Origin of the sequence: Oceanobacillus profundus (assembly GCF_003515705.1) — a bacterium.
Lineage (GTDB): Bacteria > Bacillota > Bacilli > Bacillales > Amphibacillaceae > Oceanobacillus > Oceanobacillus profundus.
In genome coordinates this window covers 66,668-88,963 of record NZ_QWEH01000001.1, presented here as the reverse complement: position 1 = coordinate 88,963, position 22,296 = coordinate 66,668, and the positions used below count along the sequence as shown (strand labels likewise).

General features: G+C 39.1%; 18 protein-coding genes. 3 read left to right on the top strand and 15 right to left on the bottom strand.

Annotated features, from left to right (window positions below):
* Positions 1–93: 93 nt before the first annotated feature.
* The 10 genes from D1B32_RS00405 to D1B32_RS00360 form a co-directional block, all read right to left on the bottom strand.
* Positions 94–1,074 (bottom strand): hypothetical protein, encoded by a 981-nt coding sequence (locus D1B32_RS00405; protein ID WP_118888311.1) that lies wholly within the window; start codon positions 1,072–1,074, stop codon positions 94–96.
* A 127-nt stretch (positions 1,075–1,201) separates the two neighbouring features.
* Positions 1,202–2,269, bottom strand: coding sequence for a GntG family PLP-dependent aldolase (locus tag D1B32_RS00400; protein ID WP_118888310.1), 1,068 nt, complete (start codon positions 2,267–2,269; stop codon positions 1,202–1,204).
* Between the two features lie 35 nt (positions 2,270–2,304).
* The gene (locus tag D1B32_RS00395) at positions 2,305–3,825 is read right to left on the bottom strand and encodes a tripartite tricarboxylate transporter permease (protein WP_095310337.1); all 1,521 of its coding nucleotides are present in this window, start codon (positions 3,823–3,825) and stop codon (positions 2,305–2,307) included.
* Positions 3,826–3,840: 15 nt separating this feature from the next.
* Positions 3,841–4,290, bottom strand: coding sequence for a tripartite tricarboxylate transporter TctB family protein (locus D1B32_RS00390; protein ID WP_118888309.1), 450 nt, complete (start codon positions 4,288–4,290; stop codon positions 3,841–3,843).
* Between the two features lie 293 nt (positions 4,291–4,583).
* Positions 4,584–5,576, bottom strand: a complete 993-nt coding sequence (locus tag D1B32_RS00385; RefSeq protein ID WP_118888308.1) for a tripartite tricarboxylate transporter substrate binding protein — start codon at positions 5,574–5,576, stop codon at positions 4,584–4,586.
* A gap of 461 nt (positions 5,577–6,037) precedes the next feature.
* Positions 6,038–6,727 (bottom strand): response regulator, encoded by a 690-nt coding sequence (locus D1B32_RS00380; protein WP_118888307.1) that lies wholly within the window; start codon positions 6,725–6,727, stop codon positions 6,038–6,040.
* A gap of 30 nt (positions 6,728–6,757) precedes the next feature.
* Entirely contained in the window at positions 6,758–8,287 is a 1,530-nt protein-coding gene (locus D1B32_RS00375) for an ATP-binding protein (protein WP_338045033.1), read from the bottom strand.
* Positions 8,288–8,583: 296 nt separating this feature from the next.
* Entirely contained in the window at positions 8,584–11,307 is a 2,724-nt protein-coding gene (gene acnA / locus D1B32_RS00370) for an aconitate hydratase AcnA (RefSeq protein WP_205126971.1), read from the bottom strand.
* Positions 11,308–11,332: 25 nt separating this feature from the next.
* Positions 11,333–12,472 (bottom strand): PrpF domain-containing protein, encoded by a 1,140-nt coding sequence (locus D1B32_RS00365; protein WP_240033690.1) that lies wholly within the window; start codon positions 12,470–12,472, stop codon positions 11,333–11,335.
* A gap of 165 nt (positions 12,473–12,637) precedes the next feature.
* Positions 12,638–13,531: a LysR family transcriptional regulator gene (locus tag D1B32_RS00360; protein WP_118888306.1), complete on the bottom strand. Its 894-nt coding sequence runs from the start codon at positions 13,529–13,531 to the stop codon at positions 12,638–12,640.
* 197 nt (positions 13,532–13,728) lie between these two features.
* Here D1B32_RS00360 and D1B32_RS00355 point away from each other — a divergent pair, with 197 nt between their 5' ends.
* The 3 genes from D1B32_RS00355 to D1B32_RS00345 all read left to right on the top strand — a co-directional run bounded on the left by D1B32_RS00355 (position 13,729) and on the right by D1B32_RS00345 (position 16,340).
* Positions 13,729–14,286: an RraA family protein gene (locus D1B32_RS00355; protein ID WP_240033689.1), complete on the top strand. Its 558-nt coding sequence runs from the start codon at positions 13,729–13,731 to the stop codon at positions 14,284–14,286.
* Positions 14,287–14,594: 308 nt separating this feature from the next.
* Positions 14,595–15,326, top strand: a complete 732-nt coding sequence (locus D1B32_RS00350) for a LysM peptidoglycan-binding domain-containing protein (RefSeq protein WP_118888305.1) — start codon at positions 14,595–14,597, stop codon at positions 15,324–15,326.
* Between the two features lie 180 nt (positions 15,327–15,506).
* On the top strand, positions 15,507–16,340 hold the full coding sequence (locus D1B32_RS00345) for a metallophosphoesterase family protein (RefSeq protein WP_118888304.1): 834 nt from the start codon (positions 15,507–15,509) through the stop codon (positions 16,338–16,340).
* Positions 16,341–16,462: 122 nt separating this feature from the next.
* On the opposite strand, the gene D1B32_RS00340 is transcribed toward D1B32_RS00345, so the two are convergent.
* The 5 genes from D1B32_RS00340 to D1B32_RS00320 all read right to left on the bottom strand — a co-directional run bounded on the left by D1B32_RS00340 (position 16,463) and on the right by D1B32_RS00320 (position 22,022).
* A complete protein-coding gene (locus tag D1B32_RS00340; protein ID WP_118888303.1) occupies positions 16,463–17,296 on the bottom strand; it encodes a carbohydrate ABC transporter permease in 834 nt (277 codons plus the stop codon).
* A 6-nt stretch (positions 17,297–17,302) separates the two neighbouring features.
* A complete protein-coding gene (locus D1B32_RS00335) occupies positions 17,303–18,172 on the bottom strand; it encodes a carbohydrate ABC transporter permease (protein ID WP_095310323.1) in 870 nt (289 codons plus the stop codon).
* Positions 18,169–19,260 (bottom strand): ABC transporter ATP-binding protein, encoded by a 1,092-nt coding sequence (locus tag D1B32_RS00330; protein WP_095310322.1) that lies wholly within the window; start codon positions 19,258–19,260, stop codon positions 18,169–18,171. Before D1B32_RS00330 ends, D1B32_RS00335 begins: the two co-directional genes overlap by 4 nt.
* 73 nt (positions 19,261–19,333) lie before the next feature.
* Entirely contained in the window at positions 19,334–20,638 is a 1,305-nt protein-coding gene (locus tag D1B32_RS00325; RefSeq protein ID WP_118888302.1) for an ABC transporter substrate-binding protein, read from the bottom strand.
* 556 nt (positions 20,639–21,194) lie between these two features.
* Positions 21,195–22,022, bottom strand: coding sequence for an HAD-IIA family hydrolase (locus D1B32_RS00320; protein ID WP_118888301.1), 828 nt, complete (start codon positions 22,020–22,022; stop codon positions 21,195–21,197).
* Positions 22,023–22,296 lie beyond the last annotated feature (274 nt).

The window sequence follows — 22,296 nt, the reverse complement described above, 5'->3', positions numbered from 1 at the left end:
AAGGTACATCAAAGCAATCCCTAGATTTCCCATTATACCACGATATATAGATGAGAAATAGGGATGGTTCGTTGAAGTGAAAGCCAATATAAATTATGGAGGAAAGGAGTCCAATGGAGGAGATTTCTTCCTCACTGGCCAATAGCTTCCCGTCTTCTTCTTTCTTCTCATCAAGAAAGCGGCGTAAATTAATAGCAGCGTGAGTACAATTGTAAGTATGTATAAGATCAACGCATTGAAATAGAAAAAGCTATCACTCACCTTAATGCCATCCATATAAACCCGATATGGGTTCTCTTCTGGATAATTGATTTTAACCGAAAAATCGTTATTGTTAAAAATGCTTGGAGGCACAGCTTTTGTCAGATGGATCATACTGCCCTCCTGATCTTCAAAGGCAAGTGCAAGATAATAATAACTGCGCCAATAACCTTTATAGCTGTAGCTGTGATCTTCGTATCTATCCGTAATCAATGCAGTTGTCTCCTGCTGGTTACCATGATGAGCCTGAACAGTACTGACGATGTCCTTTGTCATCGAAACATAGGAAAATAAAAGCCCAATACAAAGACCCGCGATAAATATCCCGGAAAATAACCGACTTAACCATTTATCATGGCTGTTTGTCCATCTATTCACTGATGGAATATGAATCAACTGATAGATAATAAAAAAGGTTGGATAGATAAGAGCGATAGCCATCAGTAGAAGATGTTCATAAATTTGGGAACGTATATCCTCCTTGCTAAACGCTGCACCGGTTAAGGTGCCCTTTAGCGTATCACCAATTTCAAGTGCATCAAATTCACTCTTTGGGATCTCTGCATAGTCCCTAGCCTCACTATTATAGATCACATTTTCCTCAGCCCCATCGGTTAACACGGCATAATAGGTTAGTTTTCCAAACAGACCGTTATGTACAGCTTTACCTTGTACAGTTTCTTCCAGCTGTTCATCGCTTTGCTGCTGAATCAATTGATAAAGTTCTTTTGATTCATCAATAAACCCATTCACAAACGCAACGAACACAACGATACCAACCATATACAGACTGATCCGCTTAAGTAATTCCATAACTTTCCCTCATTCACAGAGACAATTTTGATATAAAATAATTATACCATTCAATCAAATATTTCCACTTGACTTTTTCCGTCTCTTCTAGCTAAAGGCTGGTTATAAGAACCAGCCCTTACTTACTCTATTCTATGTCAGAATCAACTTCCTTTAAATTATGGCAGTACTGATTGAAAATAACCGCTGCTTTTTCTACATTCTCCGTACTTATGCCATGGTATGTTGTCATTCTAATATGGTTATTTGACACGGCTTTCACATATAACCCACGCTCTGCAAGTTCCATTTCAAATTTCGCAGCTGAATAACCACTGTTCGAAACATCTATGATGACAATATTCGTTTGCACATTTTCGAGATTTACCTTTATCTTTGTGTTTCCGACAATCTTGCTAGCAAGTAAATAAGCGTGTTCATGATCTTCTTTTAACCTCTGTGATTGAATTTCTATACCAATAATACCCGCAGCAGCAATAATACCCACTTGCCGCATGCCACCGCCTAGTAGTTTTCTCGTTGATCTTGCCTGCTTTATAAATGCTTTACTTCCACAAAGCAGTGATCCAATTGGTGCACCTAAACCTTTTGATACGGAGAACATAACGGAATCAACTGGAGCCACTAGATCGCTTACTGGCAGATCATAATATGCTGCGACATTGAATATTCTCGCCCCATCTAAATGGACTGGAACGCTATATTCGTTTGCAAGTTCACAAATTGCTTTCGTCTCTTTAGCCGATATACATGCACCGCCGAAAAAGTTATTGGAATTCTCCAGGCATAATAGGTTCGTATTTCTTTTTCTAAAATGAGATGCTAGGCTATCCACCCTTGGAACGCCTCGATTATCTGCCTCATACAGAACCGGATCGAGGCCAAAGTAAGATTCCATAAAGGGAGATTTTTCGCTTTTGTATAAATGGCTGTTTGCTCCTACAGCTACAAGGTCCCCTCTCGTACAATGCGTCATTAAAGCAATTATATTTCCGATTGTACCGCTGTTACAAAACATCGCATCTTCTTTTCCCGTTACTTTTGCAGCCAGATCTTCAAGCCGATTGACGGTAGGATCCTCACCTTTTCCATCCCGACTAGTTCTTCCGTCATCTCCAACTACCGCATCAAACATGGCTTGCCTCATTGAATCGATAGGTTTTGTCAGCGTATCACTCCGTAAATCAATTAGCATTGCTCTCCTACTTTCATCATTCACAATTTGCCGTGTCACATCGAATTATATTTTTGGTCTACTGAATCTTCATCAATTTTTTTCCTGTTTCTATTCCTTAAGATAGGAACAATGAATGACAGAAATGCGATGACAATTAATGTCAAAGCGATTGGTTTTTCCACAAAAATAAACAGGCTGCCGTTCGATATGGTTAAGGACTGACGCAACGATTGTTCCATCATCCCACCTAAAATAAAAGCTAGCAGCATGGGAGCAGCAGGAAATTTAAACCGTGCCATAAAGAAACCAACAATACCAAATAATACCAGCAAATATAAATCGAACGTGTTATAACTTACTCCGAAAACACCGATGATACAGAAGACGATGACGAGTGATATAAGTAATGGACGAGGTACTTTAAGTATTTTTGATATATATGGTATTAATGGTAGGTTCAGAACGAGCAAAATAACATTTCCTATATACATACTTGCAATCACTCCCCAGAATATATCCGGGTGCTCAGTCATCAGTAATGGTCCGGGCTGGACACCTAATACAATCAAAGCACCTAACATCACCGCAGTTGTTCCGGATCCCGGGATACCTAAACTTAATAATGGAACAAAAGAACCACTGGAAGCACTGTTATTTGCTGCTTCTGGTGCAGCAAGTCCAGCAATCGATCCTTTACCGAACTCCTCGGGTTTTTTGGATAACTTCTTCTCCGAAATATATGCTAAGAAAGAAGCGATGGTACCACCTGCGCCAGGAAGAATACCGATTAAAAAACCAATTAGGGATTGTCTCCCCGTTGGGCCTGCCATTTCTTTGACTTCATTTTTTGACAACTGCAAGCTTCCTAATTTTTTCCCGAAGACGCTCTTTTCTTTTCGCTCAAAAATTAATGAACTAACCTCGGCCAAAGCAAATAAACCAAGGGCGATAACAAGAAAGTCAACACCTTCAAGTAAATTGGCATTACCAAAGGTATATCTCGTCGTCCCTGTTTGTCCATCAATACCAACGGTTGCAATCATAAATCCAATTGTAGCTGATATTAAAGCTTTTACCGTGGACCCATCAGCGAAACTCGACACTGCGAGCAACCCGAACAACATCAAGGCAAAATATTCAGCAGGACCAAAAGATACCGCCACACTTGCAAGCACGGGTGCAAAAAGTGTTAGAAGAATGACACTTATGGTACCTCCCACAAACGAAGCTATGGCTGAAATCGCTAGAGCTTTACCAGCTTTCCCTTGTTTTGCCATTGGGTATCCATCGAAGGTAGTCGGAACAGACATCGATTCACCTGGTGCGTTCAGCAGAATGGAGGAAGCCGCTCCACCATATGCTGCTCCGTAATAAACCCCAGCCATTAACAATAGCGCCATAGCAGGATCCATTCCATACGTGATTGGGATCATAACAGCAATAGCAGTGATGGGTCCTAATCCCGGAATCATTCCAATTAACGTCCCAGTTACCGCACCAATAAATACAATTAATAGCCCTTGGAAACTTAATGCTACCTGAAATCCAGTTATTATTCCGTCAAAAATATCCACATTATTCCCTCCCCTCTAAAATGGTAATATTCCACTAGGTAATGAGATTTGCAAAAACGAATCGAATAAAAAATAAATACTAAGCGGTAAAGCTAAAGATACAATGACATTGGGAAGCCATTTTTTAAATCCAAGGAATAATGAATTAAAAAATATAAATAATGCGGTTGTTAATACAAAACCTATTATTTCAAAAAAGAAAACATACAGAATTACGAAACCTAATACAGATAAAATCACCTGCGTTTCGCCCTTTGGCAGTCTTCTTTCCTCTTTTTTACTCTCATCCTTACTGAAATATAGAAAGATTGATAAGAGCAAAAGAATGAATCCAAGTGTAATTGGCACGGCATCAGAATCTACTGGAACGTACGGATAATCCGGCAAACGAAAACTGAATAGTAAATAGCAAGCAGCAAGGATTGCTAATAAAAGAGCTAATTTTTTATTTAGTGTATTTAACATATCTGCACCACCTTTGGGAAAGAGCCAGTGAATCGTTATTCTGCCGGCTCTTTGTCCATATTTAATTGTTTAAGAGGATGTTCAAAAAGTCCGGTGAAAATGACACATCGAAAGCAGAAGATCTTCGACTAAGTACCGACACGTCCTGTGTCGAACGTCGAAGTCACCACATCCTGTAGAAGCTCGTTGGCTTGCTTTTCCGTTCCTCACGTATTAGTTGCATACTTTCCGGTACGGGGAGCTACGCCGCCTCGAACTTCTCGGTCCTTTTCATCCTCCTTTTGAACAGTATTTTAATTACCTAATCCTAATTCATCTAATAATGCCTTCATTTCTTTCTCTTGTTCTGTCAAGAAATCCACGTACTCTTCATGATCCATATACATTTCAGACCAACCATATTGTTCGCGAACTCCTGCCCAGCCTTCCGAATCATTTAACTCCTTAAACTTCTGCTCGTAATAATCCAGTGCTGCCTGGTCCATATCTGCTGGTCCAAAAAAGCCCCTCCAGTTAATGAATGAAGCATCGATTCCTTGCTCTATTGCTGTTGGGAAGTCTTCTAATACTTCACCAGTTAATCTCTCTTCCGATGTGATACCCAGAACCTTTATGTTTCCAGCTCTTACTTGTTCAACCGTTTCCGCTACACCTGTAGAAAATACTTCTACACTGCCATTAAGAAGCTGTGTCAGCGCTCCTCCATCTTGATCTGAAACATATTTAATCTTTGTAATATCAACCCCAGCAGCTTTGGCTACATGAACGAATTGAATGTGGTCCATGCTCCCTGGTGATGACGCTCCAACAACGGCAATACTTTCCGGGTCCTTTTTCATGTCTTCAAACAACTCATTTAAATTATCCCATTCCGCATCTGCACTCACAGCAATCGCTGCATAATCAGCAATAAGGTTAGAAATAGGTGTAAAATCATTAAATGTATACTCAGATTGTCCATTAAGCGGGACTAATAGCAATGGTGGTGAGTTTACGAATAAATTATACGGGCTATCTTTACCGTGAATGTATGCCCAAGCAACTGCCCCGCCGCCACCTGGTTTGTTCACGACACCTAAGCCTTGATCGATAATTTCTTCCTCTTCAAAAATTTTAGCAGCCATACGTGCTGTTGTATCCCAACCACCGCCTGGACCTGCTGGTGCAACGATCTCAATCGTCTTCTCAGGTTCCCACGTGTCATCCCCCGATGCAGTAGAATCATTTGAGCATGCCGCGACAAATAATAAAATAAATACAGACATAACTGATAAAAACTTCTTCAATACGTTTCCCCCCTAGTTTTCGTTTATGAAAGAATATTAATTCTTTTCTGAATGAAATTATAACGCGCTCACAATAATAATGTAACCGTTTTCAAAATAATAAAATTAAAATATATTAAATTTATTCTGTTCATAAAGTTCACGGTGATTTATAAAAGACTTTTCGATGAGACGAGTAAGCACAGTCCCAAAGGTGTTGTTAATTTTACTGACCTCTTCCTTTTCATCCACCCTTTAGAATACGAACTTAAAATTCAGCTGTAGGTAAATGCTCCAAGTGAAATAAAGTTACTGCAATCCTAATTTTATCCCGTCTTAGTAAAATAAAAAGCCCCTTTTCCAAGAGGCGATTATTTTAAAAATTTGTATTCACTTATCTCTAGCGAATGTGTTAGCTTTTCTTATCCTTCGAACTTTGACTTTAGATTTTAATTGCGACGGATTCACGTCTTGCTAAAATTTTATACCTTCTTTACCTGCAAGATATTATATTTTCTTTCTGGTCTCCCAACAATTCCATACTCATGCTCTGCCGTTCCTTCCCCAGTAGAAATAATATATTCCAAATACCTTCTCGCAGTCGTTCGTGATGCTCCCATTCTCTCTCCCATTTCTTCAGCAGATATTCCACCTTCGATTGATTGCATGATTTTTTTTACCCGTTTTAATGTTAGTGGGTCAATTCCTTTAGGTATAACTTCACGTTGTTTCGTAGCTGACTTGGTAAAACCAATTAGCTGGTCAACTTCCTTCTGACTAATGTCTGTTTTATTATCTAATATCTGTCGTCGTTTTTTATATTCCTCTATTGTTGCTGTAAATCGTTCTAATGATACAGGTTTAATAATATAATCAATAACTCCATTTCTTATCGATATTTCGACAAGCTCCTTATCTGTTGCCGCAGTAATCATAATCACATCAACACGAGGGAAATATTTTCTTATTTCCTGCAAAAGATCGGTGCCAAGTTGATCCTGCATGTAAATATCAAGTAACAATAAATCAACAGGCTTGTCCTTTAATAATTGAAGTGTCTCTTTCCCATTTAACGCTTTACCAACAATTTCTATTTCTTCTATTCTTAAAAGAAATTTCTCATGAATGGATGCGACCCTAAAATCATCCTCCGCAATGGCAACTCGAATCATCTTTATGCCCCCTTAAGATTGAACAACCTCTTAAACAACATTTTTTACTTCCTTTGGAATAAAGATAGTAAAGGCAACCCCACCACTATTCTGAATTTGCAATTCGATTGTCCCATTTAATTCATCAACAATCTGTTTAACAATGGCCAATCCAAATCCTCTATTTTGTTCACCTTTTGTCGAGACTCCTCTTTTAAAAATATCCTTTCGAACCTCATCATTCATCCCAATTCCCGTATCAGCAACTTCAAATACAATATCATTTCCAATATCTGTTGCAAAGAAAGTGACTTCCTTACGCTCACTTTCAGACACTGCTTCAAAAGCATTGTCAAGAATATTACCTAATATGGTGATTAGTTTTGAAATATCAATACGCTTTGGCAGCGCTCTCAAATAACTGCTACGATCAATCGAAAATGTGATTCTCATTTCAGATGCTTTTCCTAATTTCCCAAGTAAAATAGCTTGGACTTTATGGTCATGAATCTGTTCGAACAATATTCGATTTTGATTACGATTGATGGCTGATTCCGCATGAATTAATTTAATCGCTTCGTCGTATTCCTTTAGCTGCAGCAATCCAGAAATCGCATAAAGCTTATTCGTATACTCATGTGTTTGTGCACGCAAATCCTCTGAGTACTTTCTAACCTCTGATAGTGTGTTAACCATTTCTGTCATCTCTGTTTTATCACGAAAACTTGAAACAACACCAACGATTTTTCCCTTTTCCATTATTGGCGTTCGATTAACGATGATGATTCTATCCTTTAATAAGAGCTCTTGATCATTTTCAATGATTCCGGATTCTAATACCTTGTACATTTGTGAATTTGGTATAACTGTTTCTATTGGTTGATGCTTGGATTCATCGGTAATTCCAAGAATTTTTTGTGCAGTGGTATTCATCATTGTGATTCTTCCATCTTCATCAATCGCGATTACGCCTTCTTTAATCGAATCGAGAATCGCATTTCGTTCTCGATATAGAGAACCAATTTCATGCGGTTCTAACCCTAAGGTATCCTTCCGAATGTTTCTGGCAAGGAATACACCACCAACGATTCCCAGTAGTAAAACGAATAATGCAGCTTGACTGTATTTAATTAAATTTTCAATTGTTGCTTCTCTAATATCTTCCAGCATAAAACCGACAGAAACAATCCCGATAATATTGCCATCATTATCAAAAATCGGTGCTTTCCCACGAAGAGATGGACCTAAAGATCCTACTGCTTCAGAAATGTAATACTCTCCGTCAATTAATGCCTGGTCATTGTCTCCGCCCACCATTTTTTGACCAATTTTCCATTCCTGGGGGTGTGAAAAGCGGATACTCTCCTTGTTACCTACAATGATAAACTCCGCCCCCATTTCTTTCCGTATTTGTTCTACAATTGGCTGAATAACTTGTGAGGGATTCTCATCATCAAATGCTTCTACTACCATTGGCATAAAAGAGACGGTTGTTGCAACTTGTAAGGCAAGCTGTCCCATATGTTCCTCTGTTTGCTCCGCTTCAAAATAGGAATAGATTCCTGTTAATGAAATGAAAATAAATAATAGCAGCGAAATAATAAGGGTAAGTAGTTTTGTTTGTAATGAGACTCTTATTTTCCGCTCAACTCCCTTCTACTATATAGCCAAAATTAATCGTTACTGTATTCCCATTTTACGCAGACACAGTAAAGAAAATCAAGCAGATTTCTGACTATTCAAAAGTGGATAAACAAATAAAAAATGCACTGTTCCCCTGGGGGATTAGTGCATTTTGATAGGCGAACCACAGATTTAAGACGCCCGAAGGCTTATTCTATATTCCTTATAAGCGGGGAATGAAAAATAACAACGGATTAAAGATTCACTTTATCACGCAAAACCATTGGAAGTACGCCGCCATGCTGATAATACCTCATTTCCATGTCACTATCCAAACGAACAATAACTTGAAATTCCTTTTTATACCCATCCATACCTGTTGCCGTGACATAAATATGCTGACCTGGCTTTACATCGTCCCTTATATCAATATCGTATAGCTCATTGCCTGTTAATCCTAGTGTTTCGGCATTTTCATTTGGTTTAAATTGAAGCGGCAGCACCCCCATTAACGCAAGATTGCTTCGATGAATGCGTTCAAAGCCCTCCACTAAAACTGCTTTTATACCAAGAAGCTGGGTTGCCTTTGCAGCCCAATCACGTGAGCTTCCCATTCCGTAGTCAATTCCCGCAATAACGAATAAGCCAATTCCATCTTGCTTGTATTCCATGGCAGCATCATACGCTGGCATTACATCACCAGTAGGAAAGTATGTCGTATAGCCGCCTTCCTTCCCTGGGGCTAGCTGGTTTCTAAGTCGAATGTTGGAAAAGCCGCCACGAATCATTACTTCATGATTACCTCTCCTTGCTCCATATGAGCTAAAGTGATGGCGATCAACATTTTTGCCCAATAAGTATTTTCCAGCTATACTTTGTATCGGAATCCGACCTCCCGCAGGAGAAATGTGATCGGTGGTAATGGAATCACCAAGCTTAAGTAAAACGCGAAGACCTTGAAGTGGACGAATCCCGTTTGGTTCTCTTGATATATTTTCAAAGAATGGTGGATTTCTTAAGTATGTGGAGTCTTCGTCCCAGTTATAGAGCAGCCCTTCGCTTATTTCCAGCTTATTCCACGCATCACTTCCAGTAAATATGTTCTTATGTTGGTTCTCAAATAAATCAGGTGTAATCGTCTCCCTAATCTTTTGCTCGATTTCGAAATCGGTTGGCCAGATATCTTCCAAAAAAACATCATTGCCCAACTTGTCTTTGCCAAGTGAATCCGTAGTTAAATTTATATCCATTGTACCCGCTAATGCATAGGCAACAACGAGCGGCGGCGATGCAAGAAAGTTCGCTTTTATTAGTGGATGAATGCGTCCCTCGAAGTTCCTATTTCCCGATAGAACCCCAGCTACAATCAAATCCTTGTCTTCTATTACTTTTTCAACTTCCTCCGGTAGTGGACCAGAATTACCTACACAAGTTGTGCAACCAAAACCGACAAGATAAAAACCTAGTTTCTCTAGGGAATCTAATAAACCTGCTTTACGTAAATAATCAGGAACAACCTGTGATCCCGGTGCCAGACTTGTTTTGACGTAAGGTGGAACGATAAGCCCTTTTTCAACTGCCTTTTTTGCAAGTAATCCAGCTGCCATCATCACATGCGGATTCGATGTGTTCGTACAGCTTGTAATCGCTGCAAGGACAATTGCTCCTGTTTTTAAGATAGATGTTTGCCCTTCTTTATGATTGATCTTTGCCTCTCTATGAATCTCTGTTTCATTTAGCCCATACCCGTGATTACCAACCTCATGGACGAGCGCCTTTCTAAATGAATCTTTTACTTCGGATAATCGGTTTAAATCTTGAGGACGTTTTGGACCAGCTACATATGTCTCTATGCTTGTCAGGTCAAGCTCAATAACCTCTGAATAACTAGGAGCATTGGCATCATTTGTATAAAAAAGCCCATTCGCTTTACAGTATGCCTCTACAAGTTCCACTTGTTCCTCGGTTCTCCCAGACAATCGCAAATAATCAAGCGTTTTATTATCTACTGGAAAATAGGTGATGGTCGCCCCATTTTCCGGTGACATATTGGCAACCGTTGCCCTATCCGCTACGGACAAACTGTTAAGCCCTTCCCCAAAAAATTCAACAAATTTGCCAACTACGTTTTTCTGACGAAGCAGATTTGTAATATAAAGCGCTAAATCCGTTCCCGTCGTCCCAGGTGATAACTTACCTTTTAAACGAATACCGATTACTTCTGGCAATGGGAAAAAGGATGGCTGACCTAACATCGCTGCTTCTGCTTCAATTCCGCCAACACCCCAGCCAACAACACCAATCCCGTTAATCATTGGTGTATGGGAATCTGTACCTAAACACGTGTCTGGATATACAAGACGCTTATCCCCATCTACTACAGAATATACAACCGAGGCAAGGTGTTCCAGATTTGCCTGATGAATAATTGCTGTTGATGGTGGGATAGCCCGAAAGTTGTTTATCGCGTGTGTGGCCCACTTAAAAAATTTATAACGCTCCAAATTTAATTCAAACCCACGGTTCACATTGTATTGCAGTGACCCCCTTGTACCAAATCTATCCACCTGCTCCGCATGGTCAATGACAAGGTCGACTGGTATTTCAGGATTTATCTTTTCCGGATCTCCTCCCATCTCTTTCACCGCTTTTCTCAACGAAGCGAGATCAACAATGACCGGAACGCCGGTAAAATCCTGCAATACGATTCTCGATGGCATAAAAGGGACAACGGCATTTCTCTGACTGTCCCTTTCTCCCCAATTGGCTAGATTTTCAATATGTTCTTGTTGAATAACCTTCCCATCATATTTCCGTAAAACAGACTCCAGTAAAATTTTAATTGCATAAGGCAGTTTGGAAATATTACCAATACCAGCCTCTTCCAGTGCTTGCAAACGATAATAATGATAGTTCTTTCCATTAGCAGTAAAGGACGATTTTGCCTTGTAAATATCATTGTCTTTCAGCTCCAGCATGCTGTTACCTCCACTTCTTTCTTCATTATTCAGGAATGTACAAATCCCCTTTAATAATTCTCCTCGCGGTTCGTTCTAGTCCAACATAAGCGATATCCAGTTTATCTTTATACCTGGCAACTTTTACGTTGGCGACTCCCTCGGGGTGTCCAATACGAATAATTCGTTCATGATTATTGTCTGGCTCCCTCGTAAAACGATTGACAATGGTTCCTAGCAACATAGCTGCAGCAGCGATACAATAAAGTCCACTTCCTGCAAACGTACGATGAAAAGCACCCATGGAAAGCATTTTTGCAACTAGGTCAACATCATCTGCCTTGATAAGCTCCCCCTCCTGTGTCACATAATCCTGTGGCTCTGTTACGATAGCTATTTTCGGTACAGATGGGGCTTGTTTTGCAATAGCAATAGTCGCTGCCATTCCAGATACTACTGCCATTTTGGAGCGAATGGTCTCTATTTCATCTAACAACGCTTTGTTACTCGCCAATTCACGATTCGGCTCTACTCCGGTTATTCCTAGATCCTTCGCTTGTACAAATACAAATGGATTGACTGCATCAGCAAAGGTTACATCGTAGCTTTTCTCCTCTGTTTTTAATGCGTATACTGATCCAAGTGGCAATGTTCTTCCTGTCTTTCCTCCACCAGGGTCAAGGATGCTTATTACGAATTTTGCTCCTGGCTGGCTTAATCCAGGAACCATGTAATCTCCAGCTACCTTTGCCTTTCCATTTATTACAGGAACATTTATGGTGAGTACGCGCTTAATATTTGTGTTAAATACCTTCACATCTATCTGATTAGCATGAGGCTCCACATCAACTAAACCTTCATCAACAGCATAGGCACCGACAGCAGCCATCAGGTTCCCACATGTCCCTTTGTCATCTACAAGCTCTTCACCAATCCCAATCTGGTAAAAAGTATAATCTACATCAATCTCATTATGATTTGACTTGGAAATAACACATACTTTGCTTGAATGCGATGTCCCACTTCCTAGCCCATTAATCTGCGAAGGATTATAGGCATCAATTCCAGACATAAATATTTTATATTGAAGCTTTCTGTCCTCTGGTAAATCCTCCTTGTTAAAAAATATCCCCCGACTTGTTCCACCACGATAAACCGCACAAGATACCCGAAACTGAGAAATCATGACCACTCCTATCAATGTTTGATAATTCAATCTATGTTTATATTAATTTAAACTCAGTAATAATTAAAATACTGATATTTTATGGATAGCTATTTGTTTTTTGGATAGCTGTTACAAATGCTTTCCTAAAAAAAATGAACCAAACTCGTCCACTATAAGTCTGGTTCATCTTTCTTCATATATTTTTCCATTCATATCTTGGGTATCAAGATCTTCTATAAATGCAACAAATACTTTGATCACATTTAATTCTAGTGATTCATCATGGTAAAGCATCCATGTTTTCCTTAATAAAGCTTCTCCTTCTTTATCTGTTAAGCTAATCTTATAGATATCTTCCATTCCGTTCAGTATCATGCTAGGCATGATGGCATACCCTAGGCCATTTGCTACCATTTCCTTACACGTATCAACTTGGTCAACCTCCATCGTAATGAATGGCGGTTTTAAATATGTTTTTGTCCACCATTCTTCAATCAAAGACTTGAGCAAGCTATCTGTTTTATAATCAATTCTTGGTAGATTAGGTAGATCAGCAATATCTAATTCCTTCGCTGAAGCAATACATAACTGTTCTTCAAATAATAGCTGTTTCCGACCAAGCCACGGATAATCGCCTCTTACAAACGCAATATGTACATCCTTGTTATATAACGCATGAAACATGTCCCGACTCCACCCTGTCGTTACTTGAAAATCAACGTTTGGGTACCTGTCTTTAAAAAGTTTCAGCAGCCTTGGAAGCTTGTACTTTGTAAAAAAATTGGATACACCGAATTTAATGGTGCCCACTACCTCACGATCCATGTTTGCTATATTTTCCTTTATCTCCTGTATCTTCAGCAGCATTTCTTCTGCGCTCTTTGCTAAATACTCTCCTTGAGGGGTAAAATTCACGCCCCTTCTTTCTCTAGTTACAATTTTGATGCCAAATTCCTTTTCGAGCTGTTTTAACCGACTAGAAAATGCCGGCTGTGAAATATATAAACGCTGTGCCGCTTTGGTAATATTTTTCGTTGCATAAAGATGCTTTAAAATTAACCAATCTTGACTCCGCATATCGCAACTCCTCCACCTTTTTTGCTATTCATTTTTATTATGGTTGATAATACGATTTTAGTATTTTACGAACTATTGCTAGTATACTATATTTTAAGAAAGTGATTAATTTCAAGTCTGCATTATCAGGAGGTAATCGGGTGTAGAGTATTCTTGAACAATTTAGCCGTATTCCAACAACTTGTATATCTGACGCAATGAATGGACTTAATAATCTACATTCATCAATTAAACCGTTAAAAACAAATGATAAATTAATTGGCAGGGCATACACTGTGAAGATGCCTGTCGGTGATAATGTTGCCGTTTTAAAAGCAATTAGAACAGCAAAAGCTGGAAATGTCCTCGTAGTCGACGCCAAGGATGACACGTACCGCGGAATTGCTGGTGACTTTGTAATCGGTATGGCAAAAACCCTTAGCCTTGGTGGATTAGTGGCTGATGGGGTTATTCGCGATTTAGAAGGCAGTAAAAACCTGGAGTTTCCTGTCTTCTGTAAAGGAACGACCGTTGCAGCATGCGGTAAAGCAGGCGGAGGGACAATTAATGTACCCATCTCGTGTGGTGGAACAGCCATTAATCCTGGTGATATTATCGCAGGTGATGCTGATGGTGTCGTTGTTATTCCAAGACCAATAGAACAAGACGTATTAAAAGAGGCGTTAAAAAAGCTGGAGTTAGATAATGAACGTGCTAAGAATATTTTAGGAAATCCAGAAGCTGTAAAAACATACTTAAATGACGTATTATCTTAGAGTACATGGAGGCAGGTGAACTGCACCCAATTGGGGTCACTGTTAGAAGCCCTTAAAAGCACCCTATATACAGATAAGTATTATTTATTGCCCTATTCAAGAATTGATTAAATTTTATTATTGATCCTAAACTTGGTGCTATACAATTAGCACCAAGTTTTTTCATCATCATAAGTGAGCGACCATAAAATTCCCCATCATTTTTCCTCGCATCTCCAAGCACCCACCCACACAATTTGAATAAACTATAATCACACCCAATTCAATTTTATTAGAGTTGAATATAAACAAAGGAGTGAACGTGTAAGATGAATAATCTTTTTTACCATACCGTTCAACCAGGCGATAATTACTGGTTATTGGCATATCGATATCAAACAACTGCAGAAGAAATTTTTGCTGTTAATCCTGGAATAAACCCCAACTATCTGCATACCGGACAAAAAATTTCGATACCAGTCGCACACTCGCCCAACCAGCAAGTACGACCAGATCATTGTATAAGCCAGGCAGAGGTTGATTATCGAAATGATATGCGAAGTCTTTGGGAGGAACATGTCGCATGGACGAGAATGGCCATTATTAGTCTTACATTTAATTTGCCAGATATCGACTTTGTCCTCACACGTCTGCTGAGAAATGCGACAGACATGGGTAATATGATTCGCCGCCTATACGGGGATGTTGTTGCGGAAACGTATGGCAACTTAATTAAAGAGCATCTTCTAATTGCGGCAGACCTTGTCAAGGCAGCAATAGCCGGTGATGAGCAAGCAGCAATGACAGCAGAACAAAAATGGTACGCAAACGCAGATGAAATTGCTGTTTTCCTAAACAGCATTAATCCTTATTTAACAGAAGAGGCAGTCCGCGAAATGTTTTATCACCATTTAGACTTAACAAAACAAGAAGCGGTAGCGATGATTAACAAAGACTATCAAAAGGATATCGAAGTATATGATGAAATTGAGAAACAAGCAAGACATATGGCGGATACAATCTCCGATGCGATGGTGAAAGCTTATCCAAGTGTGTTTTAGATGTTTACAAACCATCTTAGATAGAGTAAGCAGATAATATAATCCTCTTACTCTATTATGGATGATACTGTTTCAGAACAATGCTTTGCGATTTATTTTAAGCAATCTTAACAGTCTCTCCAATCTCCGTTAATATTTCACTGGCATAATGGAGTTATTAACAATAAGGAGAGGATACATTTGAGAATTGCTTTTATTGGAGATTTACATTATCCATCTATGATTGGTAAAAATGAGAAAGTAAAAGAAGCTAGGGATGCATTCTATGCTAAATTTCTTCATACTTTTTTTGAAATAGAAGCTGACTACTATGTTTCTATTGGTGATTTAACCAACTTTGGCAGAGAAGATGAACTGCGCGAAGTCTATGAAATCATTCGTAAATACGATAAACCTTTTATTCACACATTTGGCAACCATGACCTATACGGCGTCTCAAGAGATGAAGTTCTAAACATTTCTAACAGCGAACAAAATATTTCAATTGCAACAGATGAAGTAAACATTATCTCCTTGGAAACTGCCCGGGACCATGATCACGAAGATTATAGTGGTTACGTAAACGATAAGCAATTACAATGGCTGGAAGCCGAAATTGCAGAGAGTGAGGATAAGCTTGTGATAATCTTTGCTCACCATCCGGTTTACGATACAACAGCAAATTCTAATTTCCCTTACTTATCCATTCAACCTGAAGTACCAATTCTTGACGTTTTGCGTAAGAAGAAAGGAAACGGTATTTACATAAACGGCCATAATCACAAAGATTCCATTGAAACAATAGATAACTGGACATTTGTTCAAGCAAATGCTGTACTCGATGATCAAAGTATCCGCATATTAGAAATAAATGATAACGAAATTTCGATTCAATCGCCTCATGTCGCAAGTCCAGAATTAAGAGGTATGGCACAACTAATTGGTTCCAATATTAATCATTTCCAATTGAATCCACTAGGTATGGGTACTACACCTAACCGTGAAAAGTTGATTAAAAGAAATTTATATGTTTAAGAATACGAAACAAGGGCCTTTACTGGAGGGTCCTTTTTTTCTGGAATGGAGACTTATATTTAGCACCTCCTTTCTTCTTCTCCCCAAACGAAAAAAGAATGAGCCACAAGCCCATCCTCCATTCATTTAACTCCCGTATACGTAAATGCTCTAATAATATGGCGTTGTGCAAAGAAGAAGATTATTAAAATCGGGATGACGAGAATAACGTTACCCGCCATTAAAATATTCCACGCAACACCGCCATCCACCTGCCGCAGTTGTGCAATTCCAACAGGAAGGGTACGTGCACTCTCTGTAGTTGTCATAACAAGCGGCCAGAAATAATCGTTCCAATGCGTAATGAAATTGAATAAGCCCAATGTAATCAACGTTGGTTTTGCCATTGGCACCATAATCTTCATCATAATCTTGAAATCAGTTGAATTGTCCAAACGTGCAGCCTCTAATAATTCTTCTGGGACTTGTTTAAACGTTTGCCGCAGCATGAAAATCCCGAACGCGCTTGTAGCAAATGGCAGAATCAAGCCCCATAATGTATCAAGAAGACCCCAGTCACTTAAATTTAAAAACACTGGCAAGAAAATAAGCTGGGCCGGAATCATCATGGTCACCATGACTAAGCTAAACAGCACATTTTTGAAGCGAAATTCATACCTTGCAAATGCATATGCTGCAGGAATAACGGTAATAAACTGAAAGATTAAAATTCCAACCGATACAAGGACACTATTCATAAAGTATTGTAAAAATGGTCCAGAATTCCATGCTGATATAAAGTTCTCCCAAATGAGTTCATCTGGAATCCACTTTGGCGGGAACACCATTGTTTCTCCCAATGTTTTTAAACTCGTGGAAATCATCCAAATAAAAGGCATAGCGAAGATTGCAACCATTATAATTAAACCAATCACATTTAGTATTTTTAAAGGCAAGGATGTTTTCAAAGTACGCATTCCCTTCTATTGATAGTGAACTCTTTTACTTAGAACTTTAAAATAAAGCAACGTTAAAATACTTAAAATGACTAATAAAATAACACCGGCTGCTGATGCATAGCCAATTTTAAAGAATATAAAGCCGTTTTCATATATGTAGTATACAAGCGTGTTTGTCGAATTAAGTGGCCCACCCTTTGTAATAATGCTGATCGTTTCAAAAACCTTAATGGAGTCCAAAATCCCTATAATCGTTAAGAAAAATAAGCTAGGCGATAACATTGGAAAAGTGATCTTTGCAAATCGCCGCCAGGGTGGTGTACGATCTAAGGCAGCTGCTTCATATAAATGCTTTGGAATACTTTGCAGGCCAGCTATAATGATTAACGTAAAATAACCGATGTTTTTCCACACTGCTATAATAATTAGCGAAGACAAGGCCGTGTTGGGATCTGTAAGCCACGGAACCTTTTCTAATCCGACTAAACTTAAAACCCAATTTAATAAACCATAGTCAGCATCCATTATCCACATCCATAGCATCGCAATGGATACAAGCGAAATAATATGCGGACTGAATACAGCCCCTTGGACAAAGCTGTACATCCAGCCTTGCTTATTCAACCAAATAGACATTAGCAGCGCAAGGCTAATTGAAAATAAAACGGTAAAAAATGTATACATCAGCGTATTGCGAATTACCTCTAAAAACATAGGGTCGGACAGCAAATCTTTAAAATTCCCGAGACCAACAAATGTTTTATCGGGGCTAATAAAGTTCCAATCATGAAAACTTAAGTAAATCATATAAAAAATTGGTTGAATGAAGAATACTAGAAAAACAATAATGGCGGGCGCAACAAAAAAATATGGGCGCCACTTCGCTGATCTCATACGAGCACCTCTCCTCTTACCTCTCGGGCAGGAGTCTGAAAAGGAATATCCTCTACAAAAACCCGATTACCTTGCGTATCAAAGTAATACAATTTATCCATTGGAATGGTGATATCAACTTTTTTCGTTTCTACTAATGGGGCTTGGAAGCTTTTCACTTGAAACTGCCCTGCATCACTATTCACCAAATATAGTGTTTCCGAACCCAGTGTTTCCATTGTAATTATTTCACATGAGAGATTTATTCCAGAAGCAGCTAGCTTCTCCACTTGCATAGCTGCATGCTCTGGGCGAAAACCTACATAGGAAATACGCTCATCTGTAATCGTTCCAGTTTTTTCTTCTACCATTGACTTTGACAGAATGTTCATCGATGGTGTACCGATAAAATTCGCTACAAATTGATTCGCCGGGTTATGATATACTTCCATCGGTGCTGCCTGCTGCATAATATGACCTTTATCTAAAATGACAATTTCATCTCCCATCGACATTGCTTCTACCTGATCATGGGTTACATAGATAAAAGTTGTTCCCAAGCGTTTATGTAACTGGATTAATTCCGTTCGCATTTGCCCGCGTAATTTCGCATCTAAATTGGATAATGGTTCATCAAATATAAAAACATCTGGTTTTTTTACCATTGCTCGTGCTAACGCTACACGTTGACGCTGCCCACCAGATAAGTTTTGCGGCTTCTTATCCAAGTATTCGGTAAGGTCCACAATCTCAGCTATTTCCTCTACCATCTTTTTTCGTTCCGCTTTTGGTATTTTCATATTTTCCAAGCCAAATTCAATATTGCCTCTTACAGACATCGTTGGATACAACGCATAGTTTTGGAAGACCATAGAAATGCCTCTTTTTCCAGGTGCCACATCATTAACTAATTGATCTCCAATCCATATTTCCCCTGCTGAAACGTCTTCTAGACCGGCGATAATTCGGAGTGTCGTCGATTTACCACATCCAGAAGGACCAACCAAAACCGTAAATGAGCCATCCTGGATATCCAAATTCATATCCTCAATCACCTTTTTATTATTACCATACGCTTTCGATACATTTTTCAATTGAATTTTAGCCATGATATAACTCCTTAAAGTTAAAATTAATTCATAGGAACGTGACAGGAAACACCACGTTCCTATGTAAAAACACTTATTTAATCACATTTGCCGAACGTTCTGCAGCTTGATCTAACACATCCCCAGCTTCCAAACTTGGATCAAGCATTAAACGTTGAATTTCTTCGATAAGAATTTTTACTACCTCAGGATATCCTTCAATCATTGGACGAGCATTTCCATATTGCAATTGATCTACCGCAACCTTAAATTGTGGCTTTTCTTCATAAAGCTCTTGCATCGTGTCTGACTCCACTGCAGAAAGTCGACTTGGTAAATATCCAGTATACTCACTTGCATAAGCCGTTTGTTCTGGAGCAGTCATAAATTTAATGAACTCCCATGCAGCTTGTTGTTTTTCTTCATCTAATCCAGTAGTCATTACTAAATTCGCCCCACCAGTTGGAACACTGCGTTGTTCATTTTCAGGGAACATAATTGTTTCCAATTCATAACCATTTTCTTCCGCTAACTGCAACATTAATGTTAAGTCAGCTGTAGAAGAGAAATACATTCCCGCACGGCCAGTAGCAAAATCTTGTCTCGCCATATCTGCTGCTTGCAGTGGTTCTCCACCTGGAACACGCATTGTTCCAGCTTCAACCATTTCCTTCCAAAGGTTAAGAGCTTCCACTCCACCTTCTCCGTTAAATGCAATTTCGCCGTTCTCATTAACCATTTCTCCACCAGCTTGAGCAACAAATGCTTCATAGAACCAAATATCTACCGGCATTGAAATTCCAACATGCTCGTCATCTGTTAAGTTTTCAGCTGCTGATTGAAAATCTTCCCACGTTTGGATAGATGCTGGATCAATCCCTTTTTCTTCAAACATTGTCTTATTAATATATACAATTGGTGTACTTCTTAAGTAAGGTAGGCCATAAAGCTTGTCATCAACATAGGAGTTCCCCATTAAACCAGGATTAAAGTCATCCATATCAATTTCATCTGCATCTTCTTCAACAAAGGCTGTTAAATCTTGGGTCATACCAGATTTTGCAAATGTTTCAATCGAAGCAATTTCATTTTGTGTTACTTCCGGAGCGTTACCAGCTGCAAATGCTGCTTGCGTCTTTGAATGCAGCTCATCATAGCTACCTTGGAATTCAGCAGTAACGTGTATTTCGTCCTGCATTTCATTAAATTGCTCTACTAGATTTTCATTGTTTTCTCCAATCTTATCTCCCCATGCATACCAATACGTAATTTCAATTGGACCATTACCTTCAGATTCTGACCCTGAGTCCCCACTCGAACCCGTGGCCTCACTATTACCACAAGCTGCAAGTACAAGTATCATTACAGTAAACATTAATAAATAAGATAGCTTCTTCATTTTTCATTCCTCCATGTTTTAAATTAGAATTCTATTTACCTATTAGAGGTTGTTCAAAAAGTCCGGTAAAAATGACACATCGAAAGCAGAAGATCTTCGACTAAGTACCGACACGTCCTGTGTCGAACGTCGAAGTCACCACATCCTGTAGAAGCTCGTTGGCTTGCTTTTCCGTTCCTCGCAAAAAAACACTTTTCCTGCGTGCAAGAACGTCTGCTCACGTATTAAACCCATACGTTCCGCTACTCAAAGCTACGCCGCCTCGAACTTCGACGCATAGGACGTGCTAGTGTCGGCGTTGCAACAGGACGTTGCGACCTTAGCCGACCTCGGTCCTTTTCATCCTCCTTTTTGTACACGCACTATTAGTGATACTTATTTCTTCCATGACCCCCTCCACTTCTTATACTAAAAAAGACCCCAAAATAGATATATATGCATACCCACATATATCCTATTTTGAGGTCTCTCTAATCGCACCATGAATGTATTCACTTTACAATTTTAACTATATCAAACTACTATTAATTAGATTTGAAGCGAATGTTAACTTTTATTAAAGATGTTGTTCAAAAAGATGGCTTTTTTCTAAAGGTAATTCGAATGCAAACAGCTCAGATAGGTTCTCTATCACATAATCAGGTTTGATTCTCGATTTAGGAATATCCTGTTTACTTACTACCCCGGTTAGCACAAGACATGTCGCAAACCCGTGTGCTTGTCCAAGCATAATATCTGTCTCCAACCTATCTCCAACAATCAAAATCCGATTGGGGTCTGTCTCACTTATCTCCAGCAATCTGTCTGCATAATAATGAGTTGGCTTTCCAATAATTTGGTCGATCGCTCTACCGCTAGCGACCTCAATTGCCTTTGCAAAGGTCATCGTATCCGGTATATATCCATTCGGGACGGGGCAAATCGGATCGGGATTTATCACAATAAGCTTAGCTCCTTGATAAATTGCATTCATTGCATGTTGAATTCTATCATAGGAAAAAGCTCGGTCATGTCCAACTAAAACATGGGTTGCTTTAGCTGGGTCATCGATTGTTTCAATACATTGACGATGCAACTCCGCCTTCACCTGATCATCGCCAACAACGTAAACCCTCGCTGCTGGATACTGTTCCTTAAAATATAGACCCGCTAAATAAAGAGCAGTTACTACTTCCTCCAGCTGAATGGTGAGGCCGAGTCTTTCTAAACGCTCCTTACATTCCTCTCTTGATAGGTTCGAGGAATTTGTAATAAAGCGAACCTTCTTTCCGTTGCTTCGTATGTATTCGAGTGTTTCCACAGCTCCCGGCAATAGCCTATCTCCAATGTAAATCGTACCGTCTAAATCAAAACTATACACATCATAATCTTCAATTTTAATCACATGTTCTCTCCTTTTTTGGCAAGTAGGAAAGTATATGACTTTTCTGCTTGCATAAGTGCAACTAAGGCAATCGCCTAAGAGCTTGGCGACTGCCAAGTTTTCTAAGATTTTAAATGAAGAATTTTTGTTTCCCAACACCTCCATAAAAAAGAGACCACAAATAATATAAATGCCTTAGACAGCATTCAATATTTGTGGTCTCTCTTCATTTGCACCAATAAACTATTCACTTCACACCCAATTGTAACGTATAAATACTAAATCATTGTGAAGA

Bases quoted from the DNA above. Each gene is read 5' to 3' on its own strand.
- D1B32_RS00350 (WP_118888305.1), top strand. From the start codon at position 14,595: ATGAATAATCTTTTTTACCATACCGTTCAACCAGGCGATAATTACTGG.
- D1B32_RS00330 (WP_095310322.1), bottom strand. From the start codon at position 19,260: ATGGCTAAAATTCAATTGAAAAATGTATCGAAAGCGTATGGTAATAAT.
- D1B32_RS00355 (WP_240033689.1), top strand. From the start codon at position 13,729: ATGAATGGACTTAATAATCTACATTCATCAATTAAACCGTTAAAAACA.
- D1B32_RS00405 (WP_118888311.1), bottom strand. From the start codon at position 1,074: ATGGAATTACTTAAGCGGATCAGTCTGTATATGGTTGGTATCGTTGTG.
- D1B32_RS00400 (WP_118888310.1), bottom strand. From the start codon at position 2,269: ATGCTAATTGATTTACGGAGTGATACGCTGACAAAACCTATCGATTCA.
- acnA (WP_205126971.1), bottom strand. From the start codon at position 11,307: ATGCTGGAGCTGAAAGACAATGATATTTACAAGGCAAAATCGTCCTTT.
- D1B32_RS00335 (WP_095310323.1), bottom strand. From the start codon at position 18,172: ATGAGATCAGCGAAGTGGCGCCCATATTTTTTTGTTGCGCCCGCCATT.
- D1B32_RS00390 (WP_118888309.1), bottom strand. From the start codon at position 4,290: ATGTTAAATACACTAAATAAAAAATTAGCTCTTTTATTAGCAATCCTT.
- D1B32_RS00360 (WP_118888306.1), bottom strand. From the start codon at position 13,531: ATGCGGAGTCAAGATTGGTTAATTTTAAAGCATCTTTATGCAACGAAA.
- D1B32_RS00380 (WP_118888307.1), bottom strand. From the start codon at position 6,727: ATGATTCGAGTTGCCATTGCGGAGGATGATTTTAGGGTCGCATCCATT.
- D1B32_RS00340 (WP_118888303.1), bottom strand. From the start codon at position 17,296: ATGCGTACTTTGAAAACATCCTTGCCTTTAAAAATACTAAATGTGATT.
- D1B32_RS00365 (WP_240033690.1), bottom strand. From the start codon at position 12,472: ATGATTTCTCAGTTTCGGGTATCTTGTGCGGTTTATCGTGGTGGAACA.
- D1B32_RS00325 (WP_118888302.1), bottom strand. From the start codon at position 20,638: ATGAAGAAGCTATCTTATTTATTAATGTTTACTGTAATGATACTTGTA.